Here is an 18,158-nt window from a genome sequence, read left to right as displayed (position 1 = left end):
CTCTTATTTAATTAGATTCTTTTTCCTGAGAAGTGTCATTGTCATTGGTAGTTTATCTCTGTATTTCAAAAGCCAGTTATGCCCCCCCAGTAAAGCATCCAGGCTTGTAAGTGACATCGGGTATTGCCCCTGAGATAAAACAACATTTATTAATGATGATGAGATTATATCTCTCTCGCTCCAGTCTACTCTTTTATTTCTATAACATCGTACTGCTTTAGGAAGACAGGAATTAAGCCAGCCATTTTCATGTTTATTTAGCCAAAAGAAACTAGCATAACAACTTTCCTTGACTAACTTTCGCGTTACAGAAATGGATTGATTATGTATAAATCTTAATATTTTCTGCTTATGACGCCGTCTTAAAGAATCTTTTTTACATTTTTTACGCCATGAGCATAAACCGTAACAAGATGAAATTACAGAGGATACAGTTCCTTCCGATAATGAGTTTTTCTCAGCTATGGATGCCAGACTAAACCCCCTTACAGCCATAGACTTGATAAGCAATTCAGTGAATATATTAATTTTTGTGTTTCGCTTAAACGCCCTCAGGTATTTTTTATAAATAAGTGTTTTAATGTAACATCTGCTGCGATTAAATTCTCTCCCAAGGTTGCTAACACTAGTATTATTTTCAGCCATATGAAAGCTGTATTCCTTATGACTTTTAAAGATTTCTTTCTTTTTATTAGGGAAGGTGCGAACAAGTTCCTGATATGAGATCATCATATTCATCCGGAGCGCATCCCAGAGGGACATCATGAGCCATCAACTCACCTTCGCCGATAGTGAATTCAGCACTAAGCGCCGTCAGACCCGAAAAGAGATTTTCCTCTCCCGCATGGAGCAGATTCTGCCATGGCAAAACATGGTGGAAGTCATCGAGCCGTTTTATCCCAAGGCGGGCAATGGCCGACGGCCCTATCCGCTGGAGACCATGCTGCGTATTCACTGCATGCAGCATTGGTACAACCTGAGCGACGGTGCCATGGAAGATGCCCTGTACGAAATCGCCTCCATGCGCCTGTTTGCCCGATTATCCCTGGATAGCGCCCTGCCGGATCGCACCACCATCATGAATTTCCGCCACCTGCTCGAGCAGCATCAACTGGCCCGTCAATTGTTCAAGACCATCAATCGCTGGCTGGCCGAAGCAGGCGTCATGATGACCCAAGGCACTTTGGTGGATGCCACCATCATTGAGGCACCCAGCTCTACCAAGAACAAAGAGCAGCAACGCGATCCGGAGATGCATCAGACCAAGAAAGGCAATCAGTGGCACTTTGGCATGAAGGCCCACATTGGTGTCGATGCCAAGAGTGGCCTGACCCACAGCCTAGTCACCACCGCGGCCAACGAGCATGACCTCAATCAGCTGGGTAATCTGCTTCATGGAGAGGAGCAATTTGTCTCAGCCGATGCCGGCTACCAAGGAGCGCCACAGCGCGAGGAGCTGGCCGAGGTGGATGTGGACTGGCTGATCGCCGAGCGTCCCGGCAAGGTAAAAACCTTGAAGCAGCATCCGCGCAAGAACAAAACGGCCATCAACATCGAATACATGAAAGCCAGCATCCGTGCCAGGGTGGAGCACCCGTTTCGCATCATCAAGCGGCAGTTCGGCTTCGTGAAAGCCAGATACAAAGGGCTGCTGAAAAACGATAACCAACTGGCGATGTTATTCACCCTGGCCAACCTGTTTCGGGTGGACCAAATGATACGTCAGTGGGAGAGATCTCAGTAAAAACCGGAAATAACGCCAGAAATGGTGGAAAAAATAGCCTAAATAGGCTGATTCGATGTGTTTGCGGGAAAAAAATCGGCCCAGATCCGCGAAATTTTAATCAGCGAGTCAGCTTGGGAAGAAATGACCTGCTTATTCGCACCTTCCCTGTCATCGGCGGCGGTACGCTGGCTACCGTGAGCACCTACACACTCAGCTGCCTGATGAGCGCCGCTCTGGAGTTACCGCGTTGCTGCATTGTGATTGCCAACCTATCCGGCAGCTATGTGGCTCAGACCAAGGCAATTGCCGAAGCAATCTCTAACCTCCAGCAAGAAGCCAGTCGCCAAGCGAGCACCATCACCCCCGTGCAGTTGGCGGGTACCTGTTCATCCCTGGCGCCTCTCCGCCTTGATGCTGGCAGATTCAGTCTGGCCTCGCGGTTCGACCTACCGAAATATCGGCGGTTACATTGTCCCCAGAGCTTCAGACCCGGCTGTTACCGGCCACGCCTGTCTGGGTAGGGAACGAGTGGTGGAACAGTCGGTTCCGTCGGGCGTTAACCTGCGGAACAGAAACCCATGCGACTTTCAGGTCGCACTGCCGAAATAATACTGGTTTCCCTTCTTGGTCTGGTGCATTTCCGGGTCGCGCTTGCCGTCCTTGTTCTTGGTCGAACTGGGCGCATTGATCAGCGTTGCATCGACGATGGTGCCCTGGCGCAGCGACAGGCCGCGGTCGCCCAGAGCCATTGATGACAGCGAGGATGCCGGCCGCCAGCTCGTGTTTCTCCAGCAAGCGGCGGAAGTTGAGAATGGTGGTTTCGTCGGGGATGCGCTCCAGGTGCAGCCCGGCAAACTGGCGCAGGATCGTGGTTTCGTACAGCGCTTCCTCCATCGCTGGATCGCTGTAGCCGAACCAGTTCTGCAGCAGATGCACACGCAGCATCGCCATCAACGGGTAGGCCGGACGGCCACCTTCACCCTTCGGATAATGTGGCTCGATCAAAGCAATCAAGCCCTTCCACGGCACCACCCGATCCATCTCGATCAGGAACAACTCCTTGCGGGTTTGCTTGCGCTTGCCAGCGTACTCGGCGTCGGCGAAGGTCATCTGCTTCATCGGGAAACTCGGTGGGTGGGGGCGCGGTATTTTGCCAAATCAGAAAGTCTTTTTCAGAGTTTCCCTAGGCTGACAAGCCAAGCGCTGGATCGCAACCATCCATCACCTTATCCAGCTAGATCTGCCTCCTCCAATAAGTGCCGCACAAATCCCGGCGGGTGCAGATTTCCGGGAGGTTTGCGCCAGATCAGTTGGAGACGCTTTTCAAGCCCCGGGATGGGAAGAGCTACCAGCGCGCCACTGCGAACTTCGTCTTGTACTGCGGAAGCCATCACCAACGACACGCCGAGTCCCGCCCTCACTGCTTGTTTGACTGCCTCGGTGCTGCCTAGCTGCATACCGCTGCGAGGCACGCCCAGTTCGCCAAAGTATTCGGTCAGAAGCCGTCCGGTACCGCTACCCGGTTCACCTCCCAGCATCGGCAGGTCCACCAGACGATCACGTTCTATGCACCCTGCTTCAGCCAGCGCATGGTCGGGGCTGACGATAAGCACCAGCGGCTCGACCCGCCAGAGGCGGTGTTCGAAGTCGGGGTGAGGTAGCCACCATTCCATGATCGCGGCGTCGAGCTGGCCCGCCAGTAGCTGGTCGGCCACATCCGGGTTGGCGGCGATGCGCAGATCCACCTCGCCCCTCTCATTTGCGGTCGTCAGATAGTTGCGCACGAATGGCTGGAGAAGGTAGGTGCCGATGTTGGTGCTGGCCCCGACGCGCTCACGATTGCCATGCAGGGCTTCTAGCGCCCGGGCGTGCATGTCGAGCAAGGCGGTCGCATGCGGCATGAAGGCCAGCGCCCGTGTGGTAGGCTGGCAGCCGCTACGACTGCGCTGCACCAGCGTTACGCCGACCTGCTCTTCAAGCTTCTGCAAGTGCTGCGACACCGTCGGCTGGGCCAGCCCCAACGCCCTCGCCGCGCTCTGAAAACTGCCTGTTTGAACGATCGCTACCAGGCTCTTCAGCCAGACCGGATTCAACATGCGGCAGGCTCGGCCTTGGGCAGACGGTTCGCAGCGTTGATTGGGCGCGCACCTGCCAATACCTGGATGATGTTCTGCGCTGCACAACGTTCAATCTCCAGGCGCACCGCGCGCACTGCCGACCCTATGTGCGGAGTGAACAGCGTATTCGGATGCGCGAGCAGCGCAGGATCGATCAGCCGCGGCCGGTCCGCGCGAGCCCAGTCTTCCATTTCGAATACATCCGCCGCATACCCGCCGAGCTGGCCTCGCTCAAGCGCCGCGAGCACGGCGGCTTCATCCACTACCGAACCACGACAGGGGTTTACAAGCAGAGCGCCCGGCCGTACGAGGGCAAGCAGCTCGGCGTTGACCAGATGCTGGGTATCGGCATTCAAGGGAAGCGCCAGCAGGATGAAGTCCGAGCTGGCGAAGAGTTCGCTGCACGCCACCTGGCGCAGGCCGAGCCGTTGCTCGGTTTGTGTATCCAGAGCCTTCGCCTCGTGGTACTGCAGGGTCGCGCCCCATCCCTGCAAGCGCTCAGCCATGGCCAGTCCGATGGCGCCCATGCCAAGGATGCCGACCGTAGCGTTATCCAGCCCCGTGCCGTAGAACTGTGGTTGCCAGCCCTGGAACTCGCCAGAGCGGACGAACGCATCTGCTGCCCGCAGATGCCGCCCCAGCCCCACCGCCAGTCCGATCGCCAGCTCGGCAGTCGGGACCGTCAACAGATCAGGCACGAAGGTCAGCCAGACCCCGCGGGCAGTACAGGCGTCCACATCGAAATTGTCGAAGCCCTTGAGCGCGCAGCCGACTACACGCAGCTCAGGGCAGGCTTGAAGAAAGTCTGCATCGACCCGATCGGGCATGAACGCCATCATCGCCTGAGCATCGCGACAGCGGCGCAGAATTTCCTCGCGCGTCAGCGTGCTGTCGGTCTGGTTGGTCACCAGCTCGCAATGTGGCGCCAGCAGTTGCAGGATCTCATCGTGTACTCGGTGAGTTATAACGAGTTTCGGCAGCATGTTTTGTCCTATTTGAAACGTTTGCGCAGCACGCCACTGAAGGCGTCTACTAGCGTGACCATGGCCAGGATGACCAGCAGGATTGCTGCAACCTCCTGGTACTGCATGATGCGCAGCGAGCCCATGAGTTCGAAGCCGATACCGCCGGCGCCAACCATGCCCATCACGGTGGAGGCGCGAAAGTTGTATTCCCAGCGGTAGATCGCCACGTCGGCGAACTGCGGCGTCACCTGTGGCAAAACCGCGTGCAGCAGCACTTGCATCGGCGTAGCCCCCGCCGCCCGAGCGGCTTCCACCGGCGCTTCGTCGACGTGCTCGATGGCCTCGGCGAAGAACTTGCTGACCATGCCGACCGAATGCAGACCCAGGGCAAGCACGCCCGGCAAGGCGCCGAACCCTACGGCTGCAACGAAGATGATGCCCATGATCAGCTCCGGCACCGACCGCAGGGCATTGAGCAGCACCCGGGCAACACCGAACACAAGGGGGTGCGGCGCCGTATTGCGCGCTGCAACGAAGGCCACCACCAGCGAGAACACCACTGCGATGGCCGTACCGGCGATGCTCATCGCCAAGGTGTCGATCAAGGGGCGAATCCAGCTTCGATAGCCCGAAAAGTCTGGCGGCATGGCCTCGCCTGCCAGGGTCGCGATGGAGGGCAGCCCGTTCAGCAGCGTGGTGGCATCGAGCAGCCCCACGTACCAGCAGGCCAACAGCACCACTCCGAATACAATCGCCACCTGCCCCAGCTGGCGCCACCAACCGAGGCCGAAGCCTCGAAGGATGTGCTCGCGTTGCTCTGCAGGCAGCGCCTGCACGTCGTAATGAGTAGACATATCGGTGCTCACATCGTGGCGAAGTCGAGGCCGAGCAGCGATCCCATTTTGCGGATCACATCGTAGTCGGCGTCGGTGATTGGCGCGAAGGCCTCGGCCTTGAAGTTGCGCAGCACTTCGGGATCGTCGATACCGACGAATACATCCCGCACCTTGGTTTTCAGCTCGGGGCTCAGGTTCGAGCGCATCGCCCAGGGGTACTGGGGGTATTCGCCGCTGTAACCAAGTACTTTCACCTTGCTCGGATCGATTAGGCCACGTTCGACTACGTGATTGAAAATTACCTCCGACAGCCCACCCGCATCGGCGTTGCCGTTCGCCACGTTGACGGCAACGGCGTCATGCGTGCCCACAAAATATTCTTCGTAGTCCCGCCCACCCGTCAAACCGGCCGTCTCAAGAAGCACGGTTTTGGGAATCAAATGGCTGGACGTCGATGCCCGGTCACCATAGGCCATCTTCTTGCCCTTAAGGTCGGCATACTCATTCACGCCTGACGCCACATTGGCGATAATCACCGAGCGATAGGTCGGCTTGCCGTCGATGACCGTGACAGCGAAGGGCTCGATGTCGCTTTTGCTTTTGGCCATGACGTAGGACAGCGGACCGAAATACGCCAGGTCGATACGGCCAAAGCGCATCGCCTCAATCATCGAGGAATAGTCGGTGGTTACGATCAGCTGCACCTTCTTGTCCAGATGCTCTTCCAGATAATCCTTCAGCGGCTGGTTACGCTTGATCAGCTCGGAGGCGTTTTCGTCCGGCAGCAGGGCAACCTTTAGCACATCCGGATCGGCATCGGCCGCTAGGGCGGACAAACTTGAAACAGCGGACAGCAAGCAAGTCAATAAGAGCGCGGATAAGCGTTTCATCGGGACATCTCCAGTGAAGGTTCGAGCATGACAGGTGGTTCAGCCGGAGCATTCGCTGGCTGAGTCGTAGAGCGGCCTGCATAGATGCGCTCAAGCTGCGCATCGGTGAGTTCCGAGGGCGCGGCATCGAAAACGATCTGAGAATCGGCCAGCCCGACGACGCGATCGGCGAAGCGGCGGGCATATTCGAGTTGATGCAGCGAAACGATGGCGGTGATGCCGTCTTCCTTGCAGATGTCGCGCAGCAATCCGAGAACACGGACCGAAGTGGCCGGGTCGAGACTGGCTACCGGCTCATCGGCCAGAATGATCGCCGGCTGTTGCGCTAGCGCACGCGCGATGCCTACCCGCTGCTGCTGGCCACCGGACAGTTTGTCCACCCGGCTTAGCGCCTTGTCTGCCAGACCGACCCGAGCGAGGCAACTGAGCGCAATCTCCTGATCGGCACGCGGCAGAGGAAACAGCGAGCGGAGCGTGTTGTGAAAGGCCAGCCGACCGGTAAGCACATTAGCCAGTGCGCTTTGACGTTCGATTAGCTGGTGGTGCTGAAAGATCATGGCGGTACGCCGACGATGCTGACGCAAGGCCGAGCCGCTGCCGAGCTCACCGAGTTCGCTGGTGACACTGCCGCCAGTGGGCGTGACGAGTCGATTGAGACTACGGAGCAAGGTCGACTTGCCTGCGCCCGAGAGACCAAGCAGCACGGTGAACTCACCACGCCGAAATGCAATCGAGGTATCGCGTAGGGCTGTCACGCCGCCTGGATAGACGACGCTCAACCGGTCGACCCGCAGCACGGCGTCCTGTATTGGATGGGGCATCATTTGATCACCTTTTGCAATATTGCTGGCCGCACAATTGCGGTTCGCGATGCAAAGGATAGAAATTCCTTGTTAACGCACTGTTTCTAAAGGATGACATTTCGATGAATACTTCGAATCTGCCGTAGCGGGGCGGCAAGCGAAGCCGTGGAAGAACGGGCGCAACGTAGCGTCTTTCTTCACGCGGGATACAGGAGGCTTTGATTGATACTGCTGCGGATTCGCTACAGTAACGTTGGGCCAGAACGTAATGCCATCCAAGCAAGAGAGCGCACACTAGGGAAACTCTGAAAAAGACTTTCTGATTTGGCAAAATACCGCGCCCCCACCCACCGAGTTTCCCGATGAAGCAGATGACCTTCGCCGACGCCGAGTACGCTGGCAAGCGCAAGCAAACCCGCAAGGAGTTGTTCCTGATCGAGATGGATCGGGTGGTGCCGTGGAAGGGCTTGATTGCTTTGATCGAGCCACATTATCCGAAGGGTGAAGGTGGCCGTCCGGCCTACCCGTTGATGGCGATGCTGCGTGTGCATCTGCTGCAGAACTGGTTCGGCTACAGCGATCCAGCGATGGAGGAAGCGCTGTACGAAACCACGATCCTGCGCCAGTTTGCCGGGCTGAACCTGGAGCGCATCCCCGACGAAACCACCATTTGTTGGCGCTGATGGAAAATTGACCCACCCTGCCGATTGAAATTTGACCCAGGGCGGATTGCTGATTTTGTTACCAGCAACTGTGGATAAGTCTACCAGCGCAGCTGCTGTTGCCCCCACTCCTTCGCTAGCCCAGTTCAGTTGTTTAAGACCTGCCACACGCAGCCATGTAGCAGGCCGTCGTCGCCATGAAATCAGAACGGCTCATCGTATAAAATGTGGCAAAGAAAGGTGATGCCAGCGCCAGCGTTAACAGAACTAAGGCGAGCGGTATGAAGCGGTTGCCGGCGGGCACTGTTGCAAATAGTCGGTGGTGATAAACTTATCATCCCCTTTTGCTGATGGAGCTGCACATGAACCCATTCAAAGGCCGGCATTTTCAGCGTGACATCATTCTGTGGGCCGTACGCTGGTACTGCAAATACGGCATCAGTTACCGTGAGCTGCAGGAGATGCTGGCTGAACGCGGAGTGAATGTCGATCACTCCACGATTTACCGCTGGGTTCAGCGTTATGCGCCTGAAATGGAAAAACGGCTGCGCTGGTACTGGCGTAACCCTTCCGATCTTTGCCCGTGGCACATGGATGAAACCTACGTGAAGGTCAATGGCCGCTGGGCGTATCTGTACCGGGCCGTCGACAGCCGGGGCCGCACTGTCGATTTTTATCTCTCCTCCCGTCGTAACAGCAAAGCTGCATACCGGTTTCTGGGTAAAATCCTCAACAACGTGAAGAAGTGGCAGATCCCGCGATTCATCAACACGGATAAAGCGCCCGCCTATGGTCGCGCGCTTGCTCTGCTCAAACGCGAAGGCCGGTGCCCGTCTGACGTTGAACACCGACAGATTAAGTACCGGAACAACGTGATTGAATGCGATCATGGCAAACTGAAACGGATAATCGGCGCCACGCTGGGATTTAAATCCATGAAGACGGCTTACGCCACCATCAAAGGTATTGAGGTGATGCGTGCACTACGCAAAGGCCAGGCCTCAGCATTTTATTATGGTGATCCCCTGGGCGAAATGCGCCTGGTAAGCAGAGTTTTTGAAATGTAAGGCCTTTGAATAAGACAAAAGGCTGCCTCATCGCTAACTTTGCAACAGTGCCGTTGCTCGACCTGGTGGCGCCCCAGCCCTCCATAAAGAACGTTCGGGATCGCCGGCAGCAGGTACTGGATGGCCTCCTGCATGCGACTGATGTGGGGCTGAGGCACAGGATAGCCATCGGCTTTGAGGCGCCGGGCAAGCTCCGATTGCGACAGCGACTTGCCATCTTCCTGCTCATAGAGCTCGCGTACTTTCTCGACGCCGAGGGCGCGCTCGATGAACGACAGGCTGCCATGCAGTTCGTTCTCTGCGAGGTGCCCGGTCAGGGCAACAATCTCGCCGCGCTCGGGCCAGGGGCGGAACAGGCAACCGATACGGAAGAACCGCTCATCCCTGGTCTCGGCCCACAATTCACGCAATATGGCCAGCCGGGTGTTGCCGCCGTTGCGGATGATGTAGTGGTCTGAACCCGGCCTTCGGGTGATGGGCGGCGGAGCGTCCAGGCCGCGTTCGCGGATCGAGGCCTTGATTTCATCGTAGAGTGGGTTGCGGGTAAGGCGCGGATCAAGCTCGTACGGACGCAACTCATCAAGGGTTACGACCATCGGGGTGTCTGCGACCGGATCGGTCAATGCGCCGGCCACCGGACCTGTGCGGCCGAACCCGTCGCTCATCAACTTGGCAGCCATTTCCTGTTCGGAGATATCAGCCATGGCCGGTCTCCTTTCCAACAGGCTGGGCTTCGGCGCTCTGGCGCTTCGCGCGGCGCAACATGGCGCGGGCGTTGCGCCCGGCGCGGTGATCGCTGGCCGTCGAACTCGTGAATATCGGCGGCAATCCCGGTTTGAGGAATTTGAGATGACCGCCTGCGGTGCGGGAAACGGTCCATCCTTCGCTCAGTGCAAATTCAATGAGAGGCAGGAGTTGCTTGTGGCCTCGTGCAAGCTCATGGACGTTCGACATGAGAATGTCTCCTCCCGATCTTGCCTGTGACCAGACCGAAGCGCTCATGCCAGTGCGGGCATAACTCGGTCGCCAGAGCCCGAACGATGTCCAGTGCGGCAGGGGCAATCCTGCCTGTCGGACGCCGGTACTCGACGCGATGAGCAGGCATGCTCTGCGTTGCCGCTCGCGGGAAGGCTTCGATTGCCGGGACCTCAGTATCCAGAACCTGGACGCCCGTCTGCTCACGGAAGATCCGCCGCAATGTCTGTCGGATCAGGCGGGCATTGGATGAGACGGCCGGCACCCGATTGATCAGCAGCTGCAAGGGTGGCGGTTCAATGCCGAGATGGCGATACGGGGCGATATCCTGGATGAGTTGCAGGGTGCCGCGCCGCATTTCCCGAGCGGCGAGAATTTCGGGCGTGACCGGCGAAACCGCCAACCTGGATGCCAGCACGGCCATTTCGAGAAGCACGCTGCGGGAACCCTGGGTGTCAATCAAAACCAGGTCATAGTGCGGCTCGAACGCCGGCAGGAGGTTGCGCAGCCGCAATCTGCCATCCGGTGCATGCAACAGCAGGGTGTTCAACTGGTGATGCTGGTCGTTGGACAGAATGACGTCCAGGCGTTCGACGGCCGTACGAGATGCCAACTGCGAAATGTCGCGCTCGTTGAATGCCAGCAACTCGTAGATGCCGCCGGGTGCGCGATGAGCCAGCTCGTAGTACGACGAAAGCGTGGGCTGTATGTCGAGATCGAGAAGCAGCACCCGCAGTCCGGCGTCGGCGATGAAGCCACCGAGATTTGCGGCGATTGTCGTTTTACCGACCCCGCCTTTTGTAGAGATGACAGAAATCACCTGCATGACGTGCTCCTCTTCGTGAAGGAAATGGGGAGCAGGGTCAGACGCGCTCTTTAAGGCGGTCGGTGATCCATTGGTCGATCTCGGCGGAATCCCAGCCCACGGCGCGAACGCCAAGTCGCATGGCCTTGGGAAACTTGCCCTCTTTCATGAGGCTGTAGATGTGGGCGCGTTTGAAGCCCGTCTTTGCCTCAACTTCTGCGCGACGCAGTATGCGCCGCTCCGGTGCCGGAGCGGGGTTCTGTTGAAACATGATGGTCACTCCTTGATGCTCGGTGGATCTTCTTGGGTCTCAGCCGCATTAGAAGAGCGTCACCGTCAGAACACATCAAACAATAGGATCGTGCTGACCACCGCATTCATGGGTTGTAATTAACCTGGTGATATTTCAGAACTCATCGCTGCCAACTCGATCCCTGGAAATGCCAATATTCTGAAATGTGACAGCTTGATAAAGGGGAAGGACAGCGGATATCACTCTGCTTATTTATTGTGCAGAGGAGATCTGGTGTTTTTCGTCTTGGGGGCGACCAAAAAAGTCCGACAAAATGTTCAGGCAGGTATTGACATACGGGTGCTGCGCTTCAGTCCTTGAAATGACGTGTCTTATGTCAAGTGCCTGTCTTGCTCTGGCTTTCTGATGCTGACGGAAGTGACTTTTTTGGTCGAGTAACGGACAAAAAAGGCATGGCACCATTGATGGTGCCATGCCTTACGGTGCAGCCCTGACCATCAGCTGATACCGCTTCTGCCAATTTCTTGTGCTCGCTTTATGAAGCGCTCCAGTTCCCTGGAGACAGGCCTCTCCGGCACCACGATGAACGTCGCTGTATTGGGAACCTCGTCTGCAACCGGTCTGATGATGACATCCGGATGACTGTAAAGCGCGATCTGCGACTCCAGGCCTAGCCCAATGCCGTATCCTGCTGCGACGAGCATGATCATCGGCTCGTGACCTGAAACATACTCGGCAACAGACGGCGAGATCAATGCGCCATCATTGAGCCAGCGACGAACGACGTTATGTCCACCTGCGCATCGTTCCGGATGGTAAAGAATCATGGGATAACGAAGGGCTTCGCCAAGGGGAACCTTATCGAAGGAAAGTAAGGGATGGTGAGTGGGAATGGCAATTGCTGGACGCTCGGTCCATACCATTTCCTTAACGCATCCGTTGGTGGCCTCGCCATCTACCGTGAAGCCGACGTCAATCTGATCATGACGAAGAGCCTGGAGCATTTCGTTCACCGTCATCTCGTCGATCCGGATCTCGGTACGAGGCTCTTCCTCACGGCAACGGGCGAGCAATCGTGTAAGCCGCGGTTGGGCCAGGCTATCGGCCAGGCCTATTCGCAACCTGCCGCGGTAGCCCTGTGAGGCCGAGTTAACGCGTGTCTGGGCGTTGTCCATGAAAGCAAGCATGCGGCGCGCTTCTTCACGGAAAACCTCTCCAGGCCAGGTCAGTCGTATCCGCCCTTTGGTGCGGTCGAGAAGCCTGACGCCAAGCTGGGTTTCCAGCTCCTTGATGGCGCGCGACAGCGGCGAGGGTTCGATGTGGACCCTTGCTGCAGCGCGAGCGAAGCTCTGCTCTTCGGCGACGATCAGAAAATAGTGCAGGTGTCGTATCCTCATGGTGTGTCTTCCTTTGGTTGTTGAAATGCTTCTCCGGCAGCGGACAGAACACTGTTATTCGAGCTTGAAAACGAACCGGAAAGAACACCATGTCGTGAAGGTCTCCCATGCTTGGGTACTTCCATCATTGACGCCCGATCGTTGCTCATGCCTGCACATAGGACCAACGAATCGGCCTGCCTCCTGGACGATCGTACGACGGTTGATCATCGTTGCCACGGGGCGAAGGTTCACGTGCATACACAGTCACCAGTCGACCATTGATCTGGTGTTCGCGAACGGCAAGGCTCGTGCAGAGGGCCTGTCTTGGGCAGGCCCTGCGTGTTGCGTTCAGAAGCGCGGCTTTGTGGCGCGGGCGCTTGCCTGGCTTGTGTTCTGCCCGGTTGATAGCGGACCGGGCTGGTTGTATGAGCGTAGCTTGTACTAGGCTTTCCTGGCACGATCACCCTGATTGGTACTGAGGGCTCTGGGGGGGAGACCAGATGTCGATGGACGTCAGCAGCCTGCGGTAGAAAAAAAGTTGTCACAACACTTGCCACCGCGAAAGAATAAGTCCATAATCTTGTCCATTCCTGTTGCGGGAAAAACGAAAACTCTTTTCAAATCAAAGAGTTGTGGACAAGGTTCTAGTCCCGTTTCCCGCTCCAAATTTGAAAGTATCGCAAGATACAGACCATCCTAATCACAGGATTTCAGGTTGCAATGAATGGCAGCGTGAAAGACGAAGATTATGCGGGAATAGCTCAGTTGGTAGAGCACGACCTTGCCAAGGTCGGGGTCGCGAGTTCGAGTCTCGTTTCCCGCTCCAAAATTTGAAAGTATCGCAAGATACAGATCGCCCTAAGCGGGAATAGCTCAGTTGGTAGAGCACGACCTTGCCAAGGTCGGGGTCGCGAGTTCGAGTCTCGTTTCCCGCTCCAAATTTCTTTTCGTTACGATTATCCACAGCGCAGTTAGCGGCTGGCGGCGTTTTGTTTCGTGCCTGAAACACTCTTGTGAACAGAGTTATCCACAGAAAAAAGATCTCGACCTGTAATAACTAATCGTTAGCAGGGTGAATTATATATTACTATTCCATTGATATATAAAGATAAAATTTGATTGCAAAGTGTTACTGCGATCACTTGACGATTTTCTGAGCCTTGAATCGCAATGCCTTTTTAATTTTATTCACATGCTGTGAATGAATCAGGCGTCACGCGGCAAACCTTTTTCTACAACACGAACCAACCGCAGTTTTTTCGGCGGCTGCACCTCGATAACGCAGGCATTTCGTTTCTCGATCTGTCTGGCGATCGCCCACTCAATATGTTCATCAAGAAGTGGATGTTCACCTCGCCGACTTTCCAGCGCATGTATGTTTGCTTCATCCCAGGGCGCATTCCCCAGCGCAACCGCAATATTGCGCAGCCAGCGCAAATGACCAATCCGGCGAATTGCCGAACCTTCCGTCACTTTCAGGAACCACGCCTCGCTCCAGCCGAACAGTTCTACCAGCTCCGGCGCATGCAGCGCTTTCCGCGGGGTAAAGTCGTCTTCATCGGTTAACTGCGAATAACGATTCCACGGGCAGATGAGCTGACAGTCGTCGCAGCCGTAGATGCGATTGCCTATCAGCGGGCGAAATTCTTCAGGAATGGTGCCTTCAAGTTCAATAGTCAGATACGAAATGCAGCGGCGGGCGTCAACAGTGTAGGGCTCCACGATGGCTCCGGTCGGGCAGATGGTCATACAGGCGACACAGCGACCGCATTCTTCCTCAATGGGTTTATCCACCGGTAAGGGGATATCCACCAGCAATTCACCGAGAAAGAAAAAGGAGCCCGCGTCCCGGTTGAGGATAAGTGAATGCTTACCTGTCCAGCCGAGCCCGGCTTTTTCTGCCAGCGGACGCTCCAGAACAGGCGCGGAATCCACAAACGGTCTAAAATTCAGCGAAGCATATTGTTCCTGAATCTTTTCGCCGAGCTTTTTGAGACGGTTGCGCAAAAGCTTATGATAATCACGCCCAAGGGCATAACGGCTGACGTAACCGAGCGCGGGATTTTTCAGGGTACGGGCAAAGGCGGCATTAGCGGGCAGATAGTTCATCCGCACGCTAATCACGCGTAACGTACCGGGGACGAGTTCATGAGGGCGGGCGCGCATCATGCCGTGACGCGCCATCCATTCCATCTCGCCGTGGTATTGTTTATCCAGCCATGCCTGCAGTTTTGGCTCGCTGGCGCTGAGATCGGTATCGGTAATACCGACCTGCTGAAAGCCGAGTTCAGTGCCCCATTGTTTGATTTGTTGCGCTAACTGATTGAGATCGAGGGGCTGTGACATGACGGACCATACATTGACGAGGAACCTCGCAAGTATACCACATTCCATTTGGCCTGCGGATGACCTGCGTCGCGCCGAAAAAGCCGCGGCGGACAGTCTGGGGCTGACCCTGCACGAGTTGATGTTCCGTGCGGGCGAGGCGGCTTTTACCCTTGCTCGCGACACTTATCCTGACGCACAGCACTGGCTGGTGTTATGCGGTCACGGCAACAACGGTGGCGATGGTTATGTAGTGGCGCGACTGGCGGCCGCGCAGGGCATTCGCGTGACGCTGCTGGCGCTGGAAAGCGACAAACCGCTGCCGGACGAAGCCCACGAGGCGCGCGAGGCCTGGCTGAACGCTGGCGGCGTGATCCATGCCCCGGATATTCTCTGGCCGGAGGATATTGATGTGATTATCGACGGCCTGCTCGGCACCGGTCTCAGCAATGCGCCCCGTGACGATGTGGCTGGTCTTATTGAGCGTGCGAATAAATCCTCCGCACCGGTGGTGGCGCTCGACATTCCTTCCGGACTTATCGCCCAGACCGGCGCGACGCCGGGCGCGGTGATTCATGCCGCGCATACCCTGACGTTTATCGCCCTGAAACCCGGGCTGCTCACTGGCAAAGCGCGCGACGTGGTGGGAAAACTGCATCACCATTCGTTGGGGCTGGATAGCTGGCTTGCCGGTCAACCGACCACCCTTTCCCGTTTTGATGCGTCACAACTGGCGCACTGGCTGCCGCCTCGCCGCCCGACGTCGCACAAGGGCGACCACGGACGACTGGTGATCATCGGCGGTGATCACGGCACCGCCGGCGCGATTCGGATGACCGGAGAAGCCGCATTGCGCACGGGCGCTGGCCTGGTACGCGTATTGACGCGTGTCGAAAACATCGCTCCCATTATCACCGCCCGACCAGAATTAATGGTCCATGAACTGACGCCGCAATCGCTCGATGAGAGCCTGGAATGGGCCGATGTCGTGGTCATTGGGCCGGGGCTTGGGCAGCAATCATGGGGGCAGCAGGCATTGCGCAAAGTCGAAAACGTTCGCAAGCCGATGCTCTGGGACGCCGATGCGCTGAACCTTCTGGCAATCAATCCCGATAAACGTCACAATCGGTTATTAACGCCGCACCCCGGCGAAGCCGCTCGTTTGCTCGGTTGTCGTGTGGCAGATGTTGAACACGATCGCTTAAATGCTGCACAGCGTCTGGTAAAACGCTACGGGGGCGTGGTGGTGCTGAAAGGGGCGGGCACCGTGGTGGCGGACGAGGAAGGCCACCTTGGTATTATTGACGCCGGCAATGCCGGAATGGCCAGCGGCGGGATGGGCGATGTGCTGTCTGGCATTATCGGCGCATTGCTGGGACAGGCGTTGACGCTTTATGATGCAGCCTGCGCGGGCTGTGTGGCGCACGGCGCTGCCGCTGACGTGTTGGCTGAGCGTTCCGGTACCCGCGGCATGCTGGCGACTGATCTTTTTTCCACGCTGAGGCGTGTTGTTAACCCGGATGTAATTGACGTAAACCATGATTAATCGAGTGATTTCTTTACCCGACGAGCAGGCAACTTTAGCACTGGGTCACCGCATCGCGCAGGCCTGCACAGGCGCAACAGTGATTTATCTGTACGGTGATTTAGGCGCGGGTAAAACCACGTTCAGCCGTGGTTTTTTGCAGGCGCTGGGGCATAAGGGTAACGTAAAAAGCCCGACGTACACGTTGGTCGAACCCTACACGCTTGAGCAGTTGAACGTATACCACTTTGATCTTTATCGACTTGCGGATCCAGAGGAGCTCGAATTTATGGGGATCCGCGACTATTTTACCGATGATGCCATCTGCCTGGTGGAATGGCCGCAACAGGGCGCGGGTGTGCTGCCTGACCCGGATGTCGAAATTCACATAGACTACCAGGCACAAGGGCGGGAGGCGCGGGTGACCGCCGTCTCTACGCTGGGCGAGTCATTACTGGCGCGTTTAGCCAGTTAATTTAAAAGGGATGGCGGGATGATGTTTCGCGTTAAAAGTGCGTTGATGGCTGCACTGATGCTGCTGACCCTGCATGCAACCGCGGCCAGTTTATCCGACATTCAGGTGTCGAATGGCGACAAACAAGCCCGGATCACCTTCAGTTTTATGGGCGATCCGCAATACTCCTTCAGCCAGGACGGCAAGCGCAGCGTGGCGCTCGATATCAAGCAGACTGGTGTTATCCAGGGGCTGCCGCTGCAGTTCAGCGGGAATAACCTGGTTCGAAGTATCCGTTCGGGAACGCCGAAGGACAGCCAGTCTCTGCGGCTGGTGGTCGATCTGACAGAAAACGGTAAGACACGCGTGGCGAAGCAGCAGAACGGCGCGAACTATACCGTCGTCTTTACCATTAATGCAGACGCGCCGCCACCGCCGCCACCGCGCATGGTCGCGAAGCGCGTCGAAGCGCCTGCGGTGGTCTCGCGTCCATCAGAGCCGGCGCGGAATCCGTTTAAAGCCAATAATGATCGCATCACGGCGGCGACCAGCAGCAATACGGTGACTCGCCCTGCGGCATCTGCCCGCCCGGTGGCGCCTGGCGATAAAGTCATTATCGCCATTGACGCGGGCCACGGCGGCCAGGATCCTGGCGCGATTGGCCCTGGCGGCACGCGCGAGAAAAACGTCACCATTGCCATTGCCCGTAAGCTGCGCACGCTATTGAACGCTGACTCGATGTTCAAAGGGGTGATGACCCGCGACGGTGACTACTTTATTTCGGTGATGGGGCGTTCTGATGTGGCGCGTAAGCAGAACGCCAATTTCCTGGTGTCGATTCATGCTGATGCCGCGCCGAATCGCGATGCGACCGGCGCGTCGGTGTGGGTGCTTTCAAACCGTCGCGCTAACAGTGAAATGGCGAGCTGGCTGGAACAACATGAGAAGCAGTCGGAACTGCTGGGTGGCGCGGGCGACGTGCTGGCGAACAGTCAGTCCGATCCCTATCTGAGTCAGGCGGTGCTGGATTTACAGTTCGGCCATTCTCAGCGCGTCGGGTATGATGTCGCGGTAAATGTGCTGGGGCAGATGCAGCGCGTGGGTAACCTGCATAAACGTCACCCGGAACATGCCAGCCTCGGGGTATTGCGTTCCCCTGATATCCCGTCGATTCTGGTTGAAACGGGCTTCATCAGTAATACCAGCGAAGAACGTCTGCTCGCGAGCGATGAATTCCAGCAGCAAATCGCCGATGCGATATACAGCGGTCTGCGGAAATATTTCGCGGCCCATCCGGTACAGTCAGCGCCGCAGGGCGAGAGCGCGCAAACCGCCAGCGCCGCATCGCCGGGCGCGCTGGTGAATTAAGGAGCGAT

The 18,158-nt window shown here is 56.9% G+C and carries 15 protein-coding genes, 2 tRNA genes and 4 pseudogenes; 8 read left to right on the top strand and 13 right to left on the bottom strand.

Annotated elements, in window-relative coordinates:
• Positions 1-3: 3 nt before the first annotated feature.
• Positions 4-693, bottom strand: a pseudogene (locus QMG90_RS19710) (TnsD family Tn7-like transposition protein); the annotation flags it as partial.
• 70 nt (positions 694-763) lie between these two features.
• On the opposite strand from QMG90_RS19710, the gene QMG90_RS19705 reads away from it, so the two are divergent.
• Positions 764-1,744, top strand: coding sequence for an IS5-like element ISKpn26 family transposase (locus tag QMG90_RS19705; protein ID WP_000019473.1), 981 nt, complete (start codon positions 764-766; stop codon positions 1,742-1,744).
• Positions 1,745-2,325: 581 nt separating this feature from the next.
• Here the strand turns inward: QMG90_RS19705 and QMG90_RS19700 are convergent.
• From QMG90_RS19700 to phnC, 6 genes and pseudogenes are all read right to left on the bottom strand, one after another.
• Positions 2,326-2,845: pseudogene (locus QMG90_RS19700) on the bottom strand (IS5-like element ISPst7 family transposase); the annotation flags it as partial.
• A 107-nt stretch (positions 2,846-2,952) separates the two neighbouring features.
• On the bottom strand, positions 2,953-3,822 hold the full coding sequence (locus tag QMG90_RS19695; RefSeq protein ID WP_004152692.1) for a LysR family transcriptional regulator: 870 nt from the start codon (positions 3,820-3,822) through the stop codon (positions 2,953-2,955).
• On the bottom strand, positions 3,816-4,826 hold the full coding sequence (gene ptxD, locus QMG90_RS19690) for a phosphonate dehydrogenase PtxD (protein WP_004152693.1): 1,011 nt from the start codon (positions 4,824-4,826) through the stop codon (positions 3,816-3,818). Before ptxD ends, QMG90_RS19695 begins: the two co-directional genes overlap by 7 nt.
• An 8-nt stretch (positions 4,827-4,834) precedes the next feature.
• Positions 4,835-5,662 carry a phosphonate ABC transporter, permease protein PhnE gene (gene phnE / locus QMG90_RS19685; RefSeq protein WP_004152694.1) on the bottom strand — a complete coding sequence of 276 codons (828 nt, stop codon included), beginning with the start codon at positions 5,660-5,662 and terminating at the stop codon, positions 4,835-4,837.
• A gap of 8 nt (positions 5,663-5,670) precedes the next feature.
• Positions 5,671-6,534 (bottom strand): phosphate/phosphite/phosphonate ABC transporter substrate-binding protein, encoded by an 864-nt coding sequence (gene phnD / locus QMG90_RS19680; RefSeq protein ID WP_004152695.1) that lies wholly within the window; start codon positions 6,532-6,534, stop codon positions 5,671-5,673.
• Positions 6,531-7,358 (bottom strand): phosphonate ABC transporter ATP-binding protein, encoded by an 828-nt coding sequence (phnC, locus tag QMG90_RS19675; protein ID WP_012637488.1) that lies wholly within the window; start codon positions 7,356-7,358, stop codon positions 6,531-6,533. The genes phnD and phnC overlap by 4 nt, the downstream gene beginning before the upstream one ends.
• Positions 7,359-7,699: 341 nt before the next feature.
• Here phnC and QMG90_RS19670 point away from each other — a divergent pair.
• Both QMG90_RS19670 and QMG90_RS19665 read left to right on the top strand, forming a co-directional pair.
• A pseudogene (locus QMG90_RS19670) lies at positions 7,700-8,008 on the top strand (IS5/IS1182 family transposase); the annotation flags it as partial.
• A gap of 353 nt (positions 8,009-8,361) precedes the next feature.
• The gene (locus QMG90_RS19665; RefSeq protein ID WP_001067855.1) at positions 8,362-9,066 is read left to right on the top strand and encodes an IS6-like element IS26 family transposase; all 705 of its coding nucleotides are present in this window, start codon (positions 8,362-8,364) and stop codon (positions 9,064-9,066) included.
• A 53-nt stretch (positions 9,067-9,119) separates the two neighbouring features.
• On the opposite strand, the pseudogene QMG90_RS19660 reads toward QMG90_RS19665, so the two are convergent.
• The 5 genes and pseudogenes from QMG90_RS19660 to QMG90_RS19640 form a co-directional block, all read right to left on the bottom strand.
• Positions 9,120-9,770 (bottom strand): annotated as a pseudogene (locus QMG90_RS19660) (ParB family protein); the annotation flags it as partial.
• A complete protein-coding gene (locus tag QMG90_RS19655) occupies positions 9,763-10,020 on the bottom strand; it encodes a hypothetical protein (RefSeq protein ID WP_023102552.1) in 258 nt (85 codons plus the stop codon). The pseudogene QMG90_RS19660 and the gene QMG90_RS19655, both read right to left, overlap by 8 nt.
• The gene (locus QMG90_RS19650; protein WP_023102553.1) at positions 10,004-10,867 is read right to left on the bottom strand and encodes a ParA family protein; all 864 of its coding nucleotides are present in this window, start codon (positions 10,865-10,867) and stop codon (positions 10,004-10,006) included. Before QMG90_RS19650 ends, QMG90_RS19655 begins: the two co-directional genes overlap by 17 nt.
• 37 nt (positions 10,868-10,904) lie before the next feature.
• A complete protein-coding gene (locus tag QMG90_RS19645; RefSeq protein ID WP_012248278.1) occupies positions 10,905-11,117 on the bottom strand; it encodes an AlpA family transcriptional regulator in 213 nt (70 codons plus the stop codon).
• A 479-nt stretch (positions 11,118-11,596) separates the two neighbouring features.
• A complete protein-coding gene (locus QMG90_RS19640; protein ID WP_023102554.1) occupies positions 11,597-12,496 on the bottom strand; it encodes a LysR family transcriptional regulator in 900 nt (299 codons plus the stop codon).
• A 732-nt stretch (positions 12,497-13,228) separates the two neighbouring features.
• Here QMG90_RS19640 and QMG90_RS19635 point away from each other — a divergent pair.
• Positions 13,229-13,304 (top strand) — tRNA-Gly (locus QMG90_RS19635).
• A gap of 36 nt (positions 13,305-13,340) precedes the next feature.
• Positions 13,341-13,416 (top strand) — tRNA-Gly (locus QMG90_RS19630).
• Positions 13,417-13,684: 268 nt separating this feature from the next.
• Here QMG90_RS19630 and queG read toward each other — a convergent pair.
• Positions 13,685-14,824 carry a tRNA epoxyqueuosine(34) reductase QueG gene (queG, locus tag QMG90_RS19625; protein ID WP_283281384.1) on the bottom strand — a complete coding sequence of 380 codons (1,140 nt, stop codon included), beginning with the start codon at positions 14,822-14,824 and terminating at the stop codon, positions 13,685-13,687.
• Between queG and nnr the strand changes: the two genes are divergently transcribed.
• From nnr to amiB, 3 genes are read left to right on the top strand one after another with little or no spacing between them, the layout of a single operon-like run.
• Positions 14,823-16,349, top strand: coding sequence for a bifunctional ADP-dependent NAD(P)H-hydrate dehydratase/NAD(P)H-hydrate epimerase (gene nnr, locus QMG90_RS19620; protein ID WP_283281383.1), 1,527 nt, complete (start codon positions 14,823-14,825; stop codon positions 16,347-16,349). The genes queG and nnr overlap by 2 nt on opposite strands.
• Positions 16,342-16,803 carry a tRNA (adenosine(37)-N6)-threonylcarbamoyltransferase complex ATPase subunit type 1 TsaE gene (gene tsaE, locus QMG90_RS19615; RefSeq protein ID WP_283281382.1) on the top strand — a complete coding sequence of 154 codons (462 nt, stop codon included), beginning with the start codon at positions 16,342-16,344 and terminating at the stop codon, positions 16,801-16,803. The genes nnr and tsaE overlap by 8 nt, the downstream gene beginning before the upstream one ends.
• A gap of 18 nt (positions 16,804-16,821) precedes the next feature.
• The gene (gene amiB, locus QMG90_RS19610) at positions 16,822-18,150 is read left to right on the top strand and encodes an N-acetylmuramoyl-L-alanine amidase AmiB (RefSeq protein WP_283281380.1); all 1,329 of its coding nucleotides are present in this window, start codon (positions 16,822-16,824) and stop codon (positions 18,148-18,150) included.
• The last annotated feature ends 8 nt before the right edge of the window (positions 18,151-18,158 follow it).

It is taken from the genome of Trabulsiella odontotermitis, from assembly GCF_030053895.1.
Classification (GTDB): domain Bacteria; phylum Pseudomonadota; class Gammaproteobacteria; order Enterobacterales; family Enterobacteriaceae; genus Trabulsiella; species Trabulsiella odontotermitis_C.
Note: the sequence above shows the minus strand (reverse complement) of the source record. Positions and strands in the feature narration are given on the sequence as shown.

Excerpts from the sequence above, each read along its gene's own strand:
- amiB (WP_283281380.1), top strand. The coding sequence starts at position 16,822 with ATGATGTTTCGCGTTAAAAGTGCGTTGATGGCTGCACTGATGCTGCTG.
- QMG90_RS19705 (WP_000019473.1), top strand. The coding sequence starts at position 764 with ATGAGCCATCAACTCACCTTCGCCGATAGTGAATTCAGCACTAAGCGC.
- phnE (WP_004152694.1), bottom strand. The coding sequence starts at position 5,662 with ATGTCTACTCATTACGACGTGCAGGCGCTGCCTGCAGAGCAACGCGAG.
- ptxD (WP_004152693.1), bottom strand. The coding sequence starts at position 4,826 with ATGCTGCCGAAACTCGTTATAACTCACCGAGTACACGATGAGATCCTG.
- nnr (WP_283281383.1), top strand. The coding sequence starts at position 14,823 with ATGACGGACCATACATTGACGAGGAACCTCGCAAGTATACCACATTCC.
- QMG90_RS19695 (WP_004152692.1), bottom strand. The coding sequence starts at position 3,822 with ATGTTGAATCCGGTCTGGCTGAAGAGCCTGGTAGCGATCGTTCAAACA.
- QMG90_RS19650 (WP_023102553.1), bottom strand. The coding sequence starts at position 10,867 with ATGCAGGTGATTTCTGTCATCTCTACAAAAGGCGGGGTCGGTAAAACG.
- QMG90_RS19665 (WP_001067855.1), top strand. The coding sequence starts at position 8,362 with ATGAACCCATTCAAAGGCCGGCATTTTCAGCGTGACATCATTCTGTGG.
- queG (WP_283281384.1), bottom strand. The coding sequence starts at position 14,824 with ATGTCACAGCCCCTCGATCTCAATCAGTTAGCGCAACAAATCAAACAA.
- QMG90_RS19645 (WP_012248278.1), bottom strand. The coding sequence starts at position 11,117 with ATGTTTCAACAGAACCCCGCTCCGGCACCGGAGCGGCGCATACTGCGT.
- phnC (WP_012637488.1), bottom strand. The coding sequence starts at position 7,358 with ATGATGCCCCATCCAATACAGGACGCCGTGCTGCGGGTCGACCGGTTG.
- QMG90_RS19655 (WP_023102552.1), bottom strand. The coding sequence starts at position 10,020 with ATGTCGAACGTCCATGAGCTTGCACGAGGCCACAAGCAACTCCTGCCT.
- QMG90_RS19640 (WP_023102554.1), bottom strand. The coding sequence starts at position 12,496 with ATGAGGATACGACACCTGCACTATTTTCTGATCGTCGCCGAAGAGCAG.
- tsaE (WP_283281382.1), top strand. The coding sequence starts at position 16,342 with ATGATTAATCGAGTGATTTCTTTACCCGACGAGCAGGCAACTTTAGCA.
- phnD (WP_004152695.1), bottom strand. The coding sequence starts at position 6,534 with ATGAAACGCTTATCCGCGCTCTTATTGACTTGCTTGCTGTCCGCTGTT.